Here is a 16,210-nt window from a genome sequence, read left to right on the forward strand (position 1 = left end):
GCTCCTTGGTCGTCCCGGTGCTACTTGTCGCCGATCAGAGCGGCGACGCCGTGGTCGTCACCCCGGCGGAGCTGCGAATCTGCCGCGGTGTCGGGCATCTCGCGCGCCGGGTTCCCGCCCCACCGGGCGTGCGGAGGGACTTCCTCGCCCTTCATGAGGAAGGAGTCGGGGGCGAGCACCGCGCCGTCGCCCATCGTCACGCCGTAGTGGACCAGGGCGCCGACCCCGACGGTGCAGCCGGAACCAATCGTGATGCGGTCGGCCTTGAAGGCGAAGTCCTCCAATGAGTGGCACTGGATCGAGCTTCCCGCGTTGAGCATGCAGTCGTCGCCGATCGTCACCATGTCCTTCTCCGCCATGGTGCAGCCGTCGTCGAAGAGCCTTCTGCCGAGCCGGACCCCCAGCAGTCGCCAAGCCACGTTCTTGAGCGGGGTTCCGTTGAGTGCCATGTGCACGTGCCCGCTCATCTTGAGGAAACGCTCCCGCCGCCAGCAGTCGAGCTGGTAGATCGAGCAGTACGACGGCTGGGTGCCCCGGAATCCCGTGGCGGCGCGTTCGACCAGCGCGAAGTAGACCACGCCGAACAGCAGGGAGAGGACGGCGAACAACGCGATCGCCGAAGCGCCCCACGAGCCTCGCAGGCCCGAGGCCCAGAAACCGATCAGGGTGACCACGAAGGCATAGCCCCACCGCGACAGCAGGAACCACGCGATGGTGATGGCGTTGTGCGTGTTCTTGGCCGCCAGCCGGCGGGGCAACTCGTCCCCGCTCGCCATGTGGTGGAACCTGATGTCTCGCTCGACCGTGCGCGGGATCTCGAAGCTGGGCGATCCCAGGAGCCCGACATCCTCCCGGATCTCCCCGTCGATCGGGACCAGGACCTTGGTCGCGAGCAGGCAGTTGTCGCCCGTCCGTCCCCGCGCGGGATAGACGATGTCGTTGCCGAGGAAGTTGTGCTGGCCGATCGAGGCCGCGGACACGCGGAACGAAGTGCTGGAGTAGTCGGCATTGGCGATCGACAGCCCGTCGGCGATCACCGTGCCACTGCCGACGGAGACCAGGTAGGGGGTGTCGTGCTTCACCTGCTTGCCGAAGTTCGCTCCGGTCTGCACGACGGGCGCGAGGCGATACCCGAGGCAGCGCAGGTAGCCGACGATGTAGGAGCTGTCACCGAGGAGCTCGACGAAGAACTTCCTGTTGGTCAGGCCCGTGATCCCCCGGTGGGCCGCGTAGCGGAGTCCGTACAGGCGATAGACCTTGTCCGGCTTGATAAGGAGGTTGAGCAGGCGGGGCAGGGTGGTCACGACGAGGAGGCCGAGGAGTACGGACCCGAAGAACAGCACCAGGGAAGCCACCAGCGCGACACCGACGAACGTCCAACTCGTGAAGGCCGGCTCATCGGAGTCGGACAGTGCCGTGAGCCCCGGGACCGCGTCGAACAGCCAGTCCGTGGCGCCCAGCATCAACGGCAGGTACAGCAACAGCGCACTCGCCAGCTGCACGACGCTGTAGCCGGCCCTTCTGGCGATGCCGCAGGCGGCCGGTTCGACACCTCGGTAGTCCGCCTCGGTCGGCTGCGCGGGCGAGCCGTGCCAGCGTTCGCCGTGGGGCACGCTCTGTCCCGTGTGGAGCGAGGAGACATGACCGAGCTGGGCCCCGTCGCCGATCGAGGTCTCGATGTCGAGCACCGCCTTCTCGCCGACGAACGCGTCCCGCCCGACGGTGACCGCGCCCGTCTGGATCCAGCCGGCGCGGGCTCGGTAGCCGGTGAGGTAGGTGTCCTTGCGGATGATCGTGCCGTCGCCGATGGAAAGCAGGTCGGTGCACACGGGCGCATGCCGGGAGAGGATCACGACGCCACGACCGATCCGCGCACCCAGTGCCCTCAGGTAGAGCACATAGAGCGGCGAACCGGCGAACAGGACCAGCGGGTTCACCGTGACCAGCGTCTTGACCAGCCAGAACCGGACGTAGGCCAGGCTCCAGACGCGGATCCGTTGGCGCTTCCACCGACCGATGAGCACCCATTTCAGCGCGATCGGCAGGGTGCACGCGCTGAGGAAGGTCACGCCCCCGACCAGCACCGTGCGCAGGTAGCCGTCGAGCAGGTTCCCGCTCGCGGCAATCCACTCGACGGCTTGCTCGAAAGCGAGCGCGACGAGATAGACGTACCCGAGCAGAAGCAGAACCTGCAGCGTTCCGCAGAGGACGTACTGCCGCGTGCTCGCCGGCGGCGCCGCCTCGTTGGACGCCTGGGCCGGCTCGACGGCCGGGTCGCCCTGCGATACGAGCGCCGCGGCCAGGCTGGCGATCGTGGGGTGTTGGTAGACGTCCTTCATCGACACCGACGGCAGGTCCGACCGCTTCCTGACCCGGGCGCAGAAATGGGCCATCACCATCGAGTCGGCGCCCAGGTCGTCGAAGAAGTGGCCGTCGACCGGCACCCGCTCGACGCGCACGACGTCGGCCAGCACCTCAGCGAGGATCGCCTCGGTCCCGCACCGGGTGGTTGGAGGTTCGGCCAGATCGGCCGTCACGGTCTCGACAGACTTGCCCGCCACGTGAGCTCCCTGAACCAGAAGTCGGCAGATTCGCGCAATGCTCGGAAAGGAACGAGACAAGCGTGCGCCGAGCCGCCTGGCGGAACATCCTCGAAGTTACCTACATCGGTACGGGTTCCGAGGTTGTGGCCGGCACGGACGGGGCCGGCCGTGCCACCTACCCGCAGGGCGGGTTGTAGGGGGTGTCGCCGAAGTAGCGGTCCCACTCGTCTTTCGAGATGGGCTTCCGGATGACGTCGCAGACGTGCGCGGCCACCCGGTCGGCATCGGTTTCCCACAGGCGGGTCGTGTGGTCGTGGGCGACTGTGGCCAGCGTGTGGCCGTCCGGACTGAACGCCACGGCGAAAACGGCCGCGAGGTGTTCGGGCAGCAGGACCGCCGACGCGCTGGGCTGCTCGGGGTCGGTGACATCCCACAGCCGGACGGTCCCGTCGACGCCGGTCGAGGCGAGGGTGTCGCCGTCCGGGCTGAAGGCCACGCCGAAGACCATGCCGCTGTGTCCGGTCAAGGACGAGAGGGCTCTGGGCCGCTGCGGCTCGGTGACGTCCCAGAGCCGGATCACGCCGTCCCAGGTGGCCGTGGCGACCACGTCACCGCTCGGTGCGAACACGATCGTTCGCACCGGTTGGTCGACGTCGCCGATCGTGCCGACGAGAACCGGTTTCCGGGGGTTCGAGACGTCCCACAGGCGAGCGGTCTTGTCCCAGCTCGCGGTGGCCAGCAGCCGACCGTTGGGACTGAACGCCACGACGCGAACGGTTTCGGTGTGCCCTTTCAGGGTGCTCAACGGCGCGGGCGCGTGCGGGTTTCTGACGTCCCAGAGCTGGACGGTGTGGTCGTCGCTCGCGGTGGCCAGAGTCTGGCCGTCCGGGCTGAACGCCACCCAGCGGATCCTGCCTTCGTGCCCGGACACGGTCGCCGACCAGGTCGGTCGGCGTGGATCGGCCACGTTCCACAGGCGGACGGTCTTGTCCCAGCTCGCGGTGGCCAGCAGCCGACCGTTGGGACTGAACGCCATCGAGCGAACCGTGTCGGTGTGGCCGGTCGGGGTCGCGGACAACAGGCTCGGCCGACGGGAATCCGTGACGTCCCGCAGGCGTAGCGTGCGATCGTCCCCGGTGGTGGCCAGCATCCGGCCGATCGGGCTGAACGCGACGGCGTAGACGGCGCCCGCGTGGTCGGCGAGGGAGGGGCCGGTGACTTCCCACAGCCGGGCTGTGTTGTCGGCGCTGGCCGAGACCAGGGCGCTTCCGTCATGGCTGAACACCAGTGACGTGATCGCGCCGGTGTGGCCGGTCAGCACCGCGACGGAACCAGGTTGGTAAGGGTTGGTCACATCCCACAGCCGGATCGTGCGATCGTCGCCGGCGGTGGCGAGCATGTGCCCGTCCCCGCTCAACGCCACGGCGTCCACCGAGCCATCGGATCCCGGCAGGGTGGCGGCGATGCTCGCCCGATGGGGATCCGCCACATCCCAGAGCCGGACGGTGCGGTCCTCGCCGGCGGTGACCAGCAGGCGTCCGTCCGAACTGAACTGGGCGGCGAGGTCTCCGCCCCCGGGCAGGGAGTTGAGCAACCGAGGGACTGACCGGTCCGCCACGTCCCACAGCCGCACCGTCCGGTCGTCGCCCACGGTCGCCATCGTGTCGCCCCGTGGGCTGAACACGAGCGCTCGGGCCGCGGAATGTCCGCTCGTCCGGCCCGCGGGCCTGGGCTGTTGCGGATCGCTGAGATCCCACAGCTGGACTTCGCCGTCGTCACCCACGGTCGCCAGGACGGCGCCGGTCGGCGCGAAAGCCAGCGATCCCATGGCATCCGTGTGGTCGGGAATGGTGCTGAGGTCGCGCGGTTCGTGCCGGTTCGCCACGTCCCACAGCCGAACCGTCCCGTCCGTGCTGCCGGTGGCCAGGACATTTCCGGTCGGGCTGAACGCCACCGAGCCGACGAGGTCGTCGGCCCCTCGTGACCCGATCGTCGTCGCGGCCAGCGGGCTCGGCTGCCGCGAATCACTGAGATCCCACAGGCTGAAGCCACTTCGGGTGGCCGTGGTGAGCGTTCGGCCATCCGGGCTCAGCGCGAGCGCGTCCGTGAGATCCGCGCGGCTCGTCACGACCGTGGCCCGTGGCGCGGCCCAGGAACTCAGCAGGCTGCTCGTGGTCTCCACCGTGGGCGTGAGGCGGTAGGCGGCGAGGCTGAGCTGCCCCGCGAGAGCGGGATTGGCCGCCCGCAGGCCGGTTGCCTCGCTGGCCACCTTGCCGGAGATGGCCAGATTCCGTTGCTCGATGGCGTCTCCCCGGGCACGTACCGCGTACATCGTCGCCGCGGCCGCGAGAACGGACAGGACGGTGAGACCGACGACGAGTCGGTGCAGGCGGCGGGTGTGGTGGCGGGCGCACTGCTGCTCGTCCTGTTCCAGCTGGATCGAGGCGTCGAGGAACTGGCGAGCCAGTGGGGTCACACCGCCGCCGGAGCCGGCCTCCTGCACCTGTTCGCGCACGGTGGCGAGGCGCGGGCCCCGGTAGAGAGTGGCCGGGTGCCGGCCTTCGCGGTCCCAGGCCTCGGCGGCGTCGATGAGCCGTTGCCGGCTGAGCAGCCAGGCGCGGTCGTTGTCGATCCAGCCGCGTAGTCTCGGCCAGGCTCGCAACAGGGCTTCATGGGTGATCTCCACGAAGTCGCGGTCCAGGGTGAGCAGCCGGGCCGCGACGAGCGCCTCCATGGCGACGGCGGACGCGGCCTGGTTGGACGACTGGCCCACCAGCCGGTCACGTTCGACGCGGCGGCCGCTGTGCTCGCTGTCCTCGCCGATGCGCACCAGACGTAGCAGCAACTGGCGGGCTTCCCGCCGGGCGGTCACGTCCAGGCTGGTGTAGACGCGTTCGGCGGTGGTGGCGACCGCGCCGTGGATGCCACCGGTGAGTTGGTAGCCGGCCACCGTCAGGCGAGTGCCCTCCCGTTGCTGCCAGGTGGCGAGCAGCGCATGGGAAAGCAACGGCAGGACACGCGATTCGTAGGTGGCGTGTTCCTGGTCGGCGCCGTGCTCGATGCCGAGATCGCGCAGCAGTATCTCGACCAGCCCGGGTTCGAGATCGAGCTTGGCGGCTCGGGCCGGGCCGGTGACCGCCTCGATGAGTTCCCCTCGGCTCATCGCGGTGACGGCGAACTGGTTGTTCTGGACCGCGCCGAGCAACTCGGGGTGGGCCAGGCAATGGCTGTAGAAGTCGGCGCGGACGCCGAGCACCACCAGTGCGGCCGCGCCCTGACCGAGGTCACCGGGACGGGACGCGTCGGCCAGCGCGCCGAGGAACGCCCGGTGCTCGATGTCCGTCTCGCAGAGCGTGAAGACTTCCTCGAACTGGTCGACGATCAGCACGAGCCGGCCGCCGCCGGGCCCGAGCGTCATCCGCAGCGTCTCGCCCCACCGCCCGGCGCGGATCTCGTCACGGAGCTTCTCGGCGGGGATCCCCAGCAGCTTGGCCGCGTGCTCGGCCAGCGCGTACGTCGGATGCGCGGTCGGGGTCATCACCAGCACCGGCCAGCCGGCCGAACCCGCCGCCGGCAGGGAACCGGCGGCCAGGGCGGGAACCAGTCCGGCGGACAGCAGCGAGGACTTGCCCACCCCGGACGCGCCGAACACGATCAGCGGCTGATCACGGTCGACGCACTCCGCGACTCGGCTGACCAACGCCGCCGTGCTGCGGGCCCGACCGAAGAACCAGCGGGCGTCCTTGGGACCGAACGCCGCCAGCCCCGGATACGGGCACGCGGGGGCGTCTTCGGCCGGCGTCACCAGACCGGCCAGTGCCCCGTCGGCCTGCAGCACCTCGTCCACCCGGCGGGCCAGGTCCGGCGTCGCCGGCTTGTGGCCGTTCTCCACATTGCTCAGATAGCCCCGGCTGTAATGGGTGAGCCCGGACAGCTGGGACAGGGAGAGTCCCTGCGCGTGACGCAGGCGCCGCAACGCGGCCGCGAAGCCCTGTGCCTTTCTTGAGCCGTCTTCCCTGTTCATGGCCTGTATCCCCCACAGTCATCAGGCAGGGATACGGGAAACTTCTTCTCACGGTCGGCGCGTTCACGGAAACTCCGTGCTGGTGCGAGACAAGCTGACGCGCATCCAGTTGTGATCCCACCTCGGCGGCAGGCGCCAGGGAGATCCACCGCCGGGGAAGCTTACGTGTGCGTATGCCGAAGGGGTGTGCCATGCTCATGACAGTGTCCACTGGTGGACAAGCGGGCTTGTGCTTGTCCAGCACGGGTTTCGGGCGTTGAACGGGTTACTGGGGCGTTTGGGCAGGTGTGCGGATCTCGCTTCGACAGTGGGAAACACGCCGGTGCTGTGGATCGACACCCCGTTCGCGTCGGGGAGTCGAGGATTCTGGGCGAAGCTGGAGGGGGCCAATCCCGGTGGGATGAAGGACCGACCGGCCCTGCACATGGTCACACGTGCGCGTGAGCGTGGTGAACTCGCCCCGGGCGCGATGATTGTCGAGTCGAGCAGCGGATCCTTCGGTCTGGGCCTGGGATTGGCGGGAATCGCCTTCGGCCACCCGGTGACTGTCGTGACGGATCGCGGCATGGAGCCGATCGTGCGGCGCATGCTCCGTTCGCAGGGGGTGCGGGTGGAGATGGTTCACGAGCCCTGTCCGGTCGGGGGATGGCAGCAGGCTCGGTGCGACCGGGTGCGGGAACTGCTGGCTGCGTGCCCGGGCGCGTACCATCCCGACCAGTACGGCAATCCTGACCACGCCGCGGGTTACGCGCCCCTCGCGTTGGAGTTGGTGGCACAGCTCGGCTGGATCGACGTCCTGGTGTGTTCGGTCGGCACGGGCGGTCACTCGGCCGGCGTCACTCGGGTGCTTCGGACGTACTTCCCGCAGCTGCGGCTGGTCGGCGTGGACACGGTGGGATCCACGATCTTCGGTCAGCCCGCCTGGCAGCGCCTGATGCGCGGTCTCGGGTCGAGTGTCTATCCACGCAACGTCGACTACGCCAGCTTCGACGAGGTCCATTGGGTGGCGCCGGCCGAGGCGGTGTGGTCGTGCCGGCAGTTGGCCAGGGCCCGGTACGTCAGTGGCGGCTGGAGTGTGGGCGCCGTGGCCCTCGTCGCGGGGTGGATCGCCCGTACGCAGCCGTCGGATCAGCGCGTGGTGGCGATCTTCCCGGACGGCCCGCTGCGCTACTTCGACACCGTCTACAACGACGACTACTGCCGGCGCCACGGGCTGCTCGACGCGCCGCCGGCCACCCAGCCGGACGAGATTCCCGACCCGTCGGCCCGCGAAGTCACCTCCTGGACGCGCTGCCGACGTGTGGTGGATCCGCTCACCCGGCCGGAGCACGGCGAGGTGAGACGGTGCTGAGCGCGATCCGATCCGTCCGGTCGCTGTCCCGCACCGCGCAGTTGTTGCTGCTCAACCAGTTCGGTGTCAACCTCGGCTTCTATCTGCTGATTCCGTATCTGGCCACGCATCTACGGGAGAACCTGCAGCTGTCGACGGGCGTCATCGGGGCGGTTCTCGGCGCGCGCAGTCTCAGCCAGCAGGGGCTCACCCTGTTCGGTGGGTCGGCGGCGGATCGCCTCGGCTGCCGACCGGTGATCATCGTCGGGTGTGCGCTGCGAACAGTCGGATTCGCGGCGTTCGCGTTCCTGGACAGCCTGCCCGGGCTGTTCGCCGCGACACTCCTGACCGGTGTCGCGGGCGCGATGTTCAGCCCGGCCGCGCGGGCATACCTGGCGCACGAGTCCGGTGACCAGCGGCTGCGGGCCTTCGCGTTGCTCAACGTGGCCAGCGAGGCCGGAGCGCTGCTCGGCCCGCTGCTGGGCGGCGTGCTGCTCGGCGTGGCGTTTCCCGTCGTGGCGATCACGGCGGCGGCTGTCTTCGCGTTGCTGACCATGGCTCAGCTTGTCGTGCTGCCCGCTCGCGCACCGCGGCCGGCAGTGCAGTCGGTGCTGGCGGATTGGCGGGAACTGTGCGCCGATCGGCGCTTCCTGCTCTTCATCTGCGCCACATCCGGCATGTTCGTGCTGTACAGCCAGCTCTACCTGACACTGCCGCTGGAGGCCAGTCGTCTGTCCGGCGTGGCCAGCACGGTCGCGCTGCTGTTCCTCGCCTCCACCCTCGTCACCCTTGGCCTCCAGGTCCGGGTCACCAACTGGTGCCGGCGGCACTGGGAGCCGACAACGGCCATCGGCGTCGGACTCGCGTTGTGCGGCCTGGCCTTCGCGCCGCTCGCGGTCACCGGCTCCGTGCAGCCGACCGCCGCCGGCCCGCACGACGGCGGGATGGCGGCTGTGCTGCTGTCCCTGCCGGCCATCTCCCCGGTGGTGGTGGCGACGATCGTGCTGACGCTCGGCGTTGTCGTGGCGCAGCCGTTCGTCCTGGATCTCGTTCCGGCATTCGGACGTAGCGCGCTGACCGGCACGTACCTCGGCGGCTACACCATGGCCGCCGGGATCGCCGCCGCGATCGGCAGCATCGCTGTCGGTCAGGTCGCCGATCTGGGCGTCCGGCTGGGCATGCCGTGGCTGCCCTGGCTGTTGCTCGTCGGTCACGGGCTCGCCGGCACGGTCCTGATCGGCGTAGTGCGCGCCCGCACGGCGTTTCCGTCTCGAAACCGCTCGTGACAAGGAAGGACGCTCATGCGTTGTGACACCATCCTCGACGCCATCGGCAACACGCCGATGGTGCGCCTCAACCGGCTCACCGAGCCGACCGACGCGGCGGTGTGGGTCAAACTCGAATGCCTCACCCCAGGGGGGAGCGTCAAGGCGCGGCCGGCCCTGGGCATGATCCGTGCGGCGTTGGGCTCGGGAGCGCTCACCGAGGACGGCACCATCGTCGAAGCCACGTCCGGAAACCTGGGCATCGCGCTGGCGATGATCGGCTCCGCGCTCGGCATCCGGGTCAAGATCATGGTCGACCCCCGCACGCCCGTGCCGAGCGTGCGGACCATCGCCGCCTATGGCGCCACACCGATCCTCGTCGAGAAGTCCGACGAGCACGGCAAGTACCAGATCCCGCGGATCCAGGCGGCCGAAGCGGTCGGCCGAACCGTCGCGGGCGCCTACGTGCCCAACCAGTGGGACAACCCGGACAACCCGGCCGCGCACCGCGAGACCGCCTCGGAAATCGTCGCCGACCTCGACGGTGACGTCGACGCCATCGTGTGCGCCACCAGCAGCTGCGGCCAGCTCACCGGAATAGGCCGATGGATCAGGCAGACCAGCCCCGACTGCCGGATGGTGGCGGTGGACGGCCGGGGCTCGGCCGCGATCGGCGGCCCCATGGGTCAGCATCTGCTGGTCGGCCTCGGTTCCGCTTTCACCCCAGGCAACTTCGACCCCACCACCGTCGACGAGGCATACTGGTGCGGCGACACCGAGGCATTCAGCACCTGCCGGCTGCTCGCGAGCAATGAAGGCCTGCTGCTCGGCGGTTCGTCCGGCGCCGCTGTCTTCGTCGCACTGGTGGTCGCCCAACGACTGGGTCCGCACCACAACGTCGTAGCCGTGGCGCCGGACGGCGGCGATCGCTACCTCGACACCATCTACAACGACACATGGATTCGAGATCACGACCTCACTCTCGCCGCCACCACGGCCCAGCTTCGTGACCGGCTTGCGGACTACACCCCATTCCCCGGCAACCAACTCAAGCCGTGGCGCCACTATCCCGCGAGCCCTGATCTGTGATCGGCGGGAATGGTCCGTCAGCACTCGTCGAACACCTGACGGCCGGCCACGCCGCTGGTGGGCGACCGTGCCTCATGGTGGTCGTCTCCCCTGCTCGCGGCCTGTATCCCGACCCGTCGCCCGCGGGAATACGGAGAACCCCTCCCATGTGTCGTGCTGGTGGCGAAAACTCGCCGCCATGACCACGACCTGTGTGACCAGAACGCGGAGTTGTCGCGATGAGGAGGCTTCAGGAGGTGGCATTCAGGTCAATGAAGGAGTGGCCGGCGACGTTGGTCCGCTGGTTGGCAGGCAGCGAGAACTGGGTTGCCTGAAGAGGATCCGCGCGGCGGCCGCGCGTGGGAATGCCACTCAGGTGGCGGCGGTGGTGGGCGAATCGGGTATCGGCAAGTCACGGTTGTTGGGCGAGTTCGGTGCGGCAGCGGCCCGTGACGGGTGGACGGTGCTGACCGGCCATGCGTCCGAATCGGATCGAGGCAGCCCGTTCGGTGTCTTCGCGGACGTGCTGGGTGATCACTTCGCGTCGCTCGACCTGGTTGAGCCGTGGCGACTGCGCCTCGGGGTCCGCGCGTTGTTGGAGCAGCTGGCGCCCGGGCGTGGGCTGGTGCTGATGCTGGACGATCTGCACTGGGGGGACGAAGCCTCGCTGGACTTGCTGGGGTATCTGGTTTGTCATCCGCCGGAAAGACCCTTGGTGCTCGCGGTGGCGTACCGTCCCAGTCTGGCGCCCGGCCGGTTGACCGCGGTGCTGGCGCAGGCGGCGCGACAGGGCAGGACGGACCGCATCGAGCTCGGTCCGCTGGATGCCGAGGCGGTGGCCGAGTTCCTCGGTCCCGGTGTCAGCACACGACGGTGCCAGGTCCTGCACGAGGCCAGTGGGGGTTGCCCGTTCTACCTGGCGGCGCTGGCACAGGTTCCCGAGGACCAGCTCCAGCCCGAACTGCTGGCCACCCCACCGCCGGATGGCGCCCGGTCGGGGGACGCGGTGGTGTCGGTGCGGGATGTCCCCGCTGTCGTCCGGGCGAGCGTGCAGGCCGAGATGGCCGACCTGACGGCAGGTGTTCGTGTGGTCGCGCAGGCGGCGGCGGTGGCCGGAGACCTGTTCGAGCCCGATGTGGTCGCGGCGATCGCCGGGATGAACCGACAGGACACCGACCGGGCAGTGGACGAGTTGGTGGCCCGTGATCTCATCCGGCCGAAGGGGAGGGGCCGGTTCGGTTACTGGTTGCCGATGATGCGCGCGGCCGCGTACGCCAGCGGCGGCGGTGGCTGGCTGATTCAGGCGCACGCACGGGCCTGGGCGGCGTTGGAGGAGCGGGGGGCCTCGGTGTTCCTGCGGGTGCACCACGTGGAACGGTGTGCTCGGACCGGGGACGAGCGAGCGATCGCCGTGCTGGTCGACGCCGCGCGAATGACCGCCGCGCGGGCACCCGCGAAAGCCGCGCACTGGTTGTCTCTCGCGCTGGACTTGTTGCCGGACAAGGGCGAGGACGATGAGCGGCGGTTGGAGTTGCTTGCCGACATGGCGACCTTTCTCGGCATGAGCGGCCAATTGGAGCAGGCTCGCGTCGCCCTGCACGAGGTGGTGCGGCTGCTGCCTCGTGACGCAGTGGATCAGCGGGTGCGCGCCGTGGGGTTCTGCGCCACCATCGAACACCTCCTGGGCCGCCACGCCGAAGCCGGCGGCTTGCTCCTCGCCGAACTGCGCCAGTTGCCCGAGCACCACTACGACGGCGGGGCCGAACTGGACGACAGGGTCACCGCGCTGAAGCTGAAACTCGCCACCGCGAGCCTGCTGTGCGGCGATTTCACCCAGGCCCACACCTGGGCCAGCGCCGCCCGTCGTGCCGTCGGCGGCACCGGAGACCGTCTCATGTCGACTGCCGCGGCGAGTGTCCTGGCCCTGGCCGACTACGCCGTGGCCGACATTCCAGCCGCACAGCGCCACTGCGACCGGGCGGCCGAGCTTGTCGACGGGCTCACCGACGGCGAACTGGCCCGACAACTGGACACTGTGGTCTGGCTGGGCTGGGCTGAACAGTGCCTGGAACGCTACGACGCGGCACGGCGCCATCTCGAACGCGGCCTTTCCCTGTGCCGCGCCACCGGTCAACACCACCTCGTGACCTATCTTCTCGTCGGCCTCGGCAGCACACTGCGGTGGCAGGGGCAGTCACGAGAGGCCGCCGACAGCGTCGCCGAAGCGCGTGAATCGGGGAAACTGGTGCACAGCCCCGCTCTGCGCGCCGCCACGCTGGCGATGCGTTGCCGCATCGCGACTTTCACCGGCGACACCGACCAGGCCGTGCGCTTGGGCGAAGAAGCGTGCCAGCTGGCCGGACCAGCCGACGACTGGCTGTCGGTGCTGGCGTCGGCGTTCTTCGCACATGCCCGCCTGATGGCGGGCGACCCCCAGGGCTGCGTCTCGATCCTGGTCGATGCCGGTGGTGGCGCGGAACTCCCGATGATCCCCAAGCCAGCCCGCCCCGGCTGGTTCGACGTCCTCACCACCGCCGCCCTGGCCCTCGGCGACAGCCGTGAAGCCGAACAGTGGGCCACGCGCGCCGAAACCACTGCCGCCCACCTCGGCCTGGCCGGCAGCACCGCCTTCGCGCGACTCGCCCGTGCTCGAGTCCAGTACGCCACGGGTGACACCGTTGGCGCGGCCGACACCGCTCACGCGGCCGCCGCCGCCTTCCGACAGGTCGGTGATCCCTTCGACGAGGGCTGCGCATGGCTGCTGGCCGGCACCGCCACGGCTCGCACCGGTCTCCGTTCGGAAGCACTGCGCGAACTGGAACAGGCCTACGCCCTGTTCGCCCAGTGCCACGCCACCGGCCTGCGCCACCGGGCCGCCCGCGAAATGCGCAAACTCGGCCGTCGGGTCCCCAAAGGTGTTAGCGGGCAACGCAATCCCCACAACGCTCTCGGCGCGGCCGCCCTCACCCGCCGCGAAACCGAGATAGCCCGCTGGGTCATGCAGGGGCTCACCAGCCGGCAGATCGCCACCAAGCTCTACCTCAGTCCGCGCACCGTCGAACACCACATCGCCAGCATTCGCGCCAAGGTCGGCGTCACCACCCGGGCCGGCATCGCCACCGCGCTCCTCACCGCCGAACACACCGAGAGCACCTCAGCGGAGAGGCTCGCGCTTCCGACGGCGTCTGGTGGCCAGTGACGAGCCTGCGTCAGTTCCGGCCCTTCCATCATGCCGGGCCGCTGCCGCATTCTCGGTGTCGGATTTGTCGGCTGCCCTGGGCTGTGTTCGGTCCGGAGGCCAGCTCAGTGCACCCGGGACGGTCACCGCGAACGCGTCGTGGCCTCGATCGGCGTCGCTGGACACGGGGGGCTCGCGGCCTGGATGAGATCGACGAGAACCTGTGATGGCTGGCATCTGGTCGCGTCAGCATGGGGGCAATCTTCCCGCGGAGGTCACCAGTTCTGTGAACTGCAACGACAACGCCGGGGCCAGTGATGGCGGGCGTCGGATCGGGTCGGGTGGCGGGCAACTTGCCGGGCGAGGTGACCAGCTTCGTGGGCCGCCGTCGCGAGAGCGTCACGGCCAAGCGGGTGTTGCGGCGCGCACGGCTGCTGACGCTGACCGGGATGGCCGGGGTCGGTAAGACCCGGTTGGCGGTTCGGGTGGCCGGCCAACTCCGCGATGCCTTCCCGGACGGGGTGTGGCTGGTCGAGTTGGCCGCCGTCAGCGACGACACACTGCTGGCCGAATCGCTCGCCACCGTTCTGGGCGTGCGAGGCCCGCAGGAGCGCCACTGCTGCGCCACGGCCATGCTGTCCGACTACCTGGCCGACAAACAACTGCTGCTGGTGCTGGACAACTGCGAGCATCTGCTGGACTCCTGCGCGGCACTGACCAGCAGACTGCTGGCCTCGGCGCGGGGCCTGCGGATCCTGACCACCAGCCGGCAAGCCCTGGGGGTGACTGGGGAGCACCTGCTGGAGGTGCCGCCGATGCCGGTGCCCGAGCTCGATCCCGGGCAGCCGCTGACCACCCGCACCATCGCCTGTCACGAGGCGGTGCGGCTGTTCGCCGAGCGGGCGGCGACGGCCCGGGACGGCTTCGTCGTCAATGCCACCAACCGGGACACCATCGCGCGGATCTGCCACCGGCTGGACGGGATCCCGCTGGCCATCGAGTTGGCGGCGCTGCGGGTCCGGGCGCTGCCGGTCGGCCAGATCCTGACCGGGCTGGACGACTACCTGGAATTCCTGGCCGAGGGCAGCCGGGTCGCGGTGCCCCGCCAGCAGACGCTGCGCGCCGCGATCGACTGGAGCTACGCGCTGTGCTCGCCGCTGGAGCAGCAGTTGTGGGCTCGGGCCTCGGTGTTCGCCGACGGGTTCGATCTGGAGGCGGCCGAGGCGGTCTGCAGCGGCGCTCCCATCGTGCGGGAAGACGTCTTCGAACTGGTGGCCGCCCTGGTCGACAAGTCCATCCTGACCCGGCCCGACTACGGCGCCCCGGCGCGGTACCGGATGCTGGAGGCCATTCGGCAGCACGGCAGGGAACAGTTGGTCGCATCCAGCCAGCAGACAGTCCTGCGCGCCCGACACCGCGACCACTACCACCGCCTGGCCATCCGAGCGGAACGGGCGTGGCTGGGTCCCGACGAGGTGGCGTGGTTCGCCTGGCTCCGGCATCAGCACCCCAACCTGCGGGCCGCGTTGGAGTTCTGCCTGACCGAACCCGGCCAGGCCCGGGCCGGGCTGGAGATCACCACTGCCCTGCTGCATTACTGGGTCCGATCCTGTTGCCTGGAGGAGGGGCGCGGTTGGCTGCGCCGGGCACTGGAGTTGGACCGGCAGCCCAGTCCGCAACGGGCCAAGGCGTTGTGGGTCAGCGGCTGGCTCACCCTCCAACACGCCGACATGACCGCCGCGCTGTCCCTGCTGAAGCAGGCCGACGTGCTGGCGCGTCAACTCGGCGACGAGTCCGCTCTCGCCTACACCACGCTGTGTCTTGGCACGGCGGCGTTCTTCCAGCGCGACCTGCACCGTGGGGTCGCGCTCCTGGAGGACGCACTCGCCCACCACCACGCGCTCGGTCACCCGGCCGGCGCCTGGCTCGCCCTGGGCTACCTGGCCCTGGCCACCGCGGTCCTCGGACAACCGGATCTCTCGGTCGGCTTCAGCCGCCAGCGGTTGGCCCTGTGCGACAGCCGTGGCGCGTCCGCGTCCCGGATCTATCCACTGTGGGGGCTCAGCCTCGGCGAGTGGCTTTCCGGCGACCGACACCGGGCCGGCCGGCTGATCCGGGAAACCATCGAGGCCGCACAGAAGTTCGGCGACGAGTGGGCGCTCGCACACTGTCTGGAGACACTGGCCTGGGTCGCGGGAGCGGACGGCCTGCACACCCGTGCCGCCCGGCTGCTCGGCGCCACCCACGGGGTCTGGCGGTCGACCGGGACGCCTTCGTCCGGCCCGAGGTACCTCACCTCCTGGCATGACCGGTGCGAGCAGGACGCGCGCGTCGCGCTCGGGGACAAGCAGTTCGGTGTGGCCTTCCGGCAGGGCGCCCGGTTCGGCATCGACCATGCCGTCAGCTACGCCCTCGCCGAACCCGCCGCAACGGCAAGCACGGTTCCACCCGCCCTGACCCCCAAGCACCGAGCGGCACTCCTGACGCGCCGGGAGCGGCAGGTCGCCGAACTCGGCAGCCGGGGACTGTCCACCGAAGACATCGCGGCCACGCTGCTCATCGCCCCCTACGCCGCCGAGGGGCACCTGCACCGCATCCTGATCAAACTCGGCCTCACCGACCGCGCCCAACTCGCCGCGTGGATCACCGAACACCCACCGCCATCGGACGATCAGTAGCTCAGCCAGGTCCCGAGCGGCGGATCAAATCTCGTTGTATGACAAAGCAATCAGGTAACCAGGGGCAGGCTGCTCCCGCCGGGCGCGCGATGTTCTCGCCGAGCCACCGTTCGACGAACGCACC

7 protein-coding genes are annotated in these 16,210 nt (G+C 69.7%); 5 read left to right on the forward strand and 2 right to left on the reverse strand.

What is annotated here, in order from left to right:
* Nucleotides 1-20: 20 nt before the first annotated feature.
* Together JJ691_RS32565 and JJ691_RS32570 are read right to left on the reverse strand one after the other, a co-directional pair.
* The gene (locus tag JJ691_RS32565; RefSeq protein ID WP_249227159.1) at nucleotides 21-2,561 is read right to left on the reverse strand and encodes a Pls/PosA family non-ribosomal peptide synthetase; all 2,541 of its coding nucleotides are present in this window, start codon (nucleotides 2,559-2,561) and stop codon (nucleotides 21-23) included.
* Nucleotides 2,562-2,718: 157 nt separating this feature from the next.
* Nucleotides 2,719-6,567, reverse strand: coding sequence for an nSTAND1 domain-containing NTPase (locus tag JJ691_RS32570; RefSeq protein WP_211763413.1), 3,849 nt, complete (start codon nucleotides 6,565-6,567; stop codon nucleotides 2,719-2,721).
* A 256-nt stretch (nucleotides 6,568-6,823) separates the two neighbouring features.
* On the opposite strand from JJ691_RS32570, the gene JJ691_RS32575 reads away from it, so the two are divergent.
* The 5 genes from JJ691_RS32575 to JJ691_RS32595 all read left to right on the forward strand — a co-directional run bounded on the left by JJ691_RS32575 (nucleotide 6,824) and on the right by JJ691_RS32595 (nucleotide 16,086).
* Nucleotides 6,824-7,918, forward strand: a complete 1,095-nt coding sequence (locus JJ691_RS32575; protein WP_249227160.1) for a PLP-dependent cysteine synthase family protein — start codon at nucleotides 6,824-6,826, stop codon at nucleotides 7,916-7,918.
* Complete coding sequence (locus JJ691_RS32580; protein ID WP_211763415.1) at nucleotides 7,912-9,183, forward strand: MFS transporter; 1,272 nt, start codon at nucleotides 7,912-7,914, stop codon at nucleotides 9,181-9,183. The genes JJ691_RS32575 and JJ691_RS32580 overlap by 7 nt, the downstream gene beginning before the upstream one ends.
* Before the next feature lie 15 nt (nucleotides 9,184-9,198).
* Nucleotides 9,199-10,251, forward strand: coding sequence for a PLP-dependent cysteine synthase family protein (locus JJ691_RS32585; protein ID WP_211763416.1), 1,053 nt, complete (start codon nucleotides 9,199-9,201; stop codon nucleotides 10,249-10,251).
* Nucleotides 10,252-10,429: 178 nt separating this feature from the next.
* On the forward strand, nucleotides 10,430-13,429 hold the full coding sequence (locus JJ691_RS32590; RefSeq protein ID WP_211763417.1) for a helix-turn-helix transcriptional regulator: 3,000 nt from the start codon (nucleotides 10,430-10,432) through the stop codon (nucleotides 13,427-13,429).
* A gap of 320 nt (nucleotides 13,430-13,749) precedes the next feature.
* Nucleotides 13,750-16,086 carry an ATP-binding protein gene (locus tag JJ691_RS32595; protein WP_211763418.1) on the forward strand — a complete coding sequence of 779 codons (2,337 nt, stop codon included), beginning with the start codon at nucleotides 13,750-13,752 and terminating at the stop codon, nucleotides 16,084-16,086.
* Nucleotides 16,087-16,210 lie beyond the last annotated feature (124 nt).

Origin of the sequence: Kutzneria sp. CA-103260 (assembly GCF_018263855.1) — a bacterium.
Classification (GTDB): Bacteria; Actinomycetota; Actinomycetes; order Mycobacteriales; family Pseudonocardiaceae; genus Kutzneria.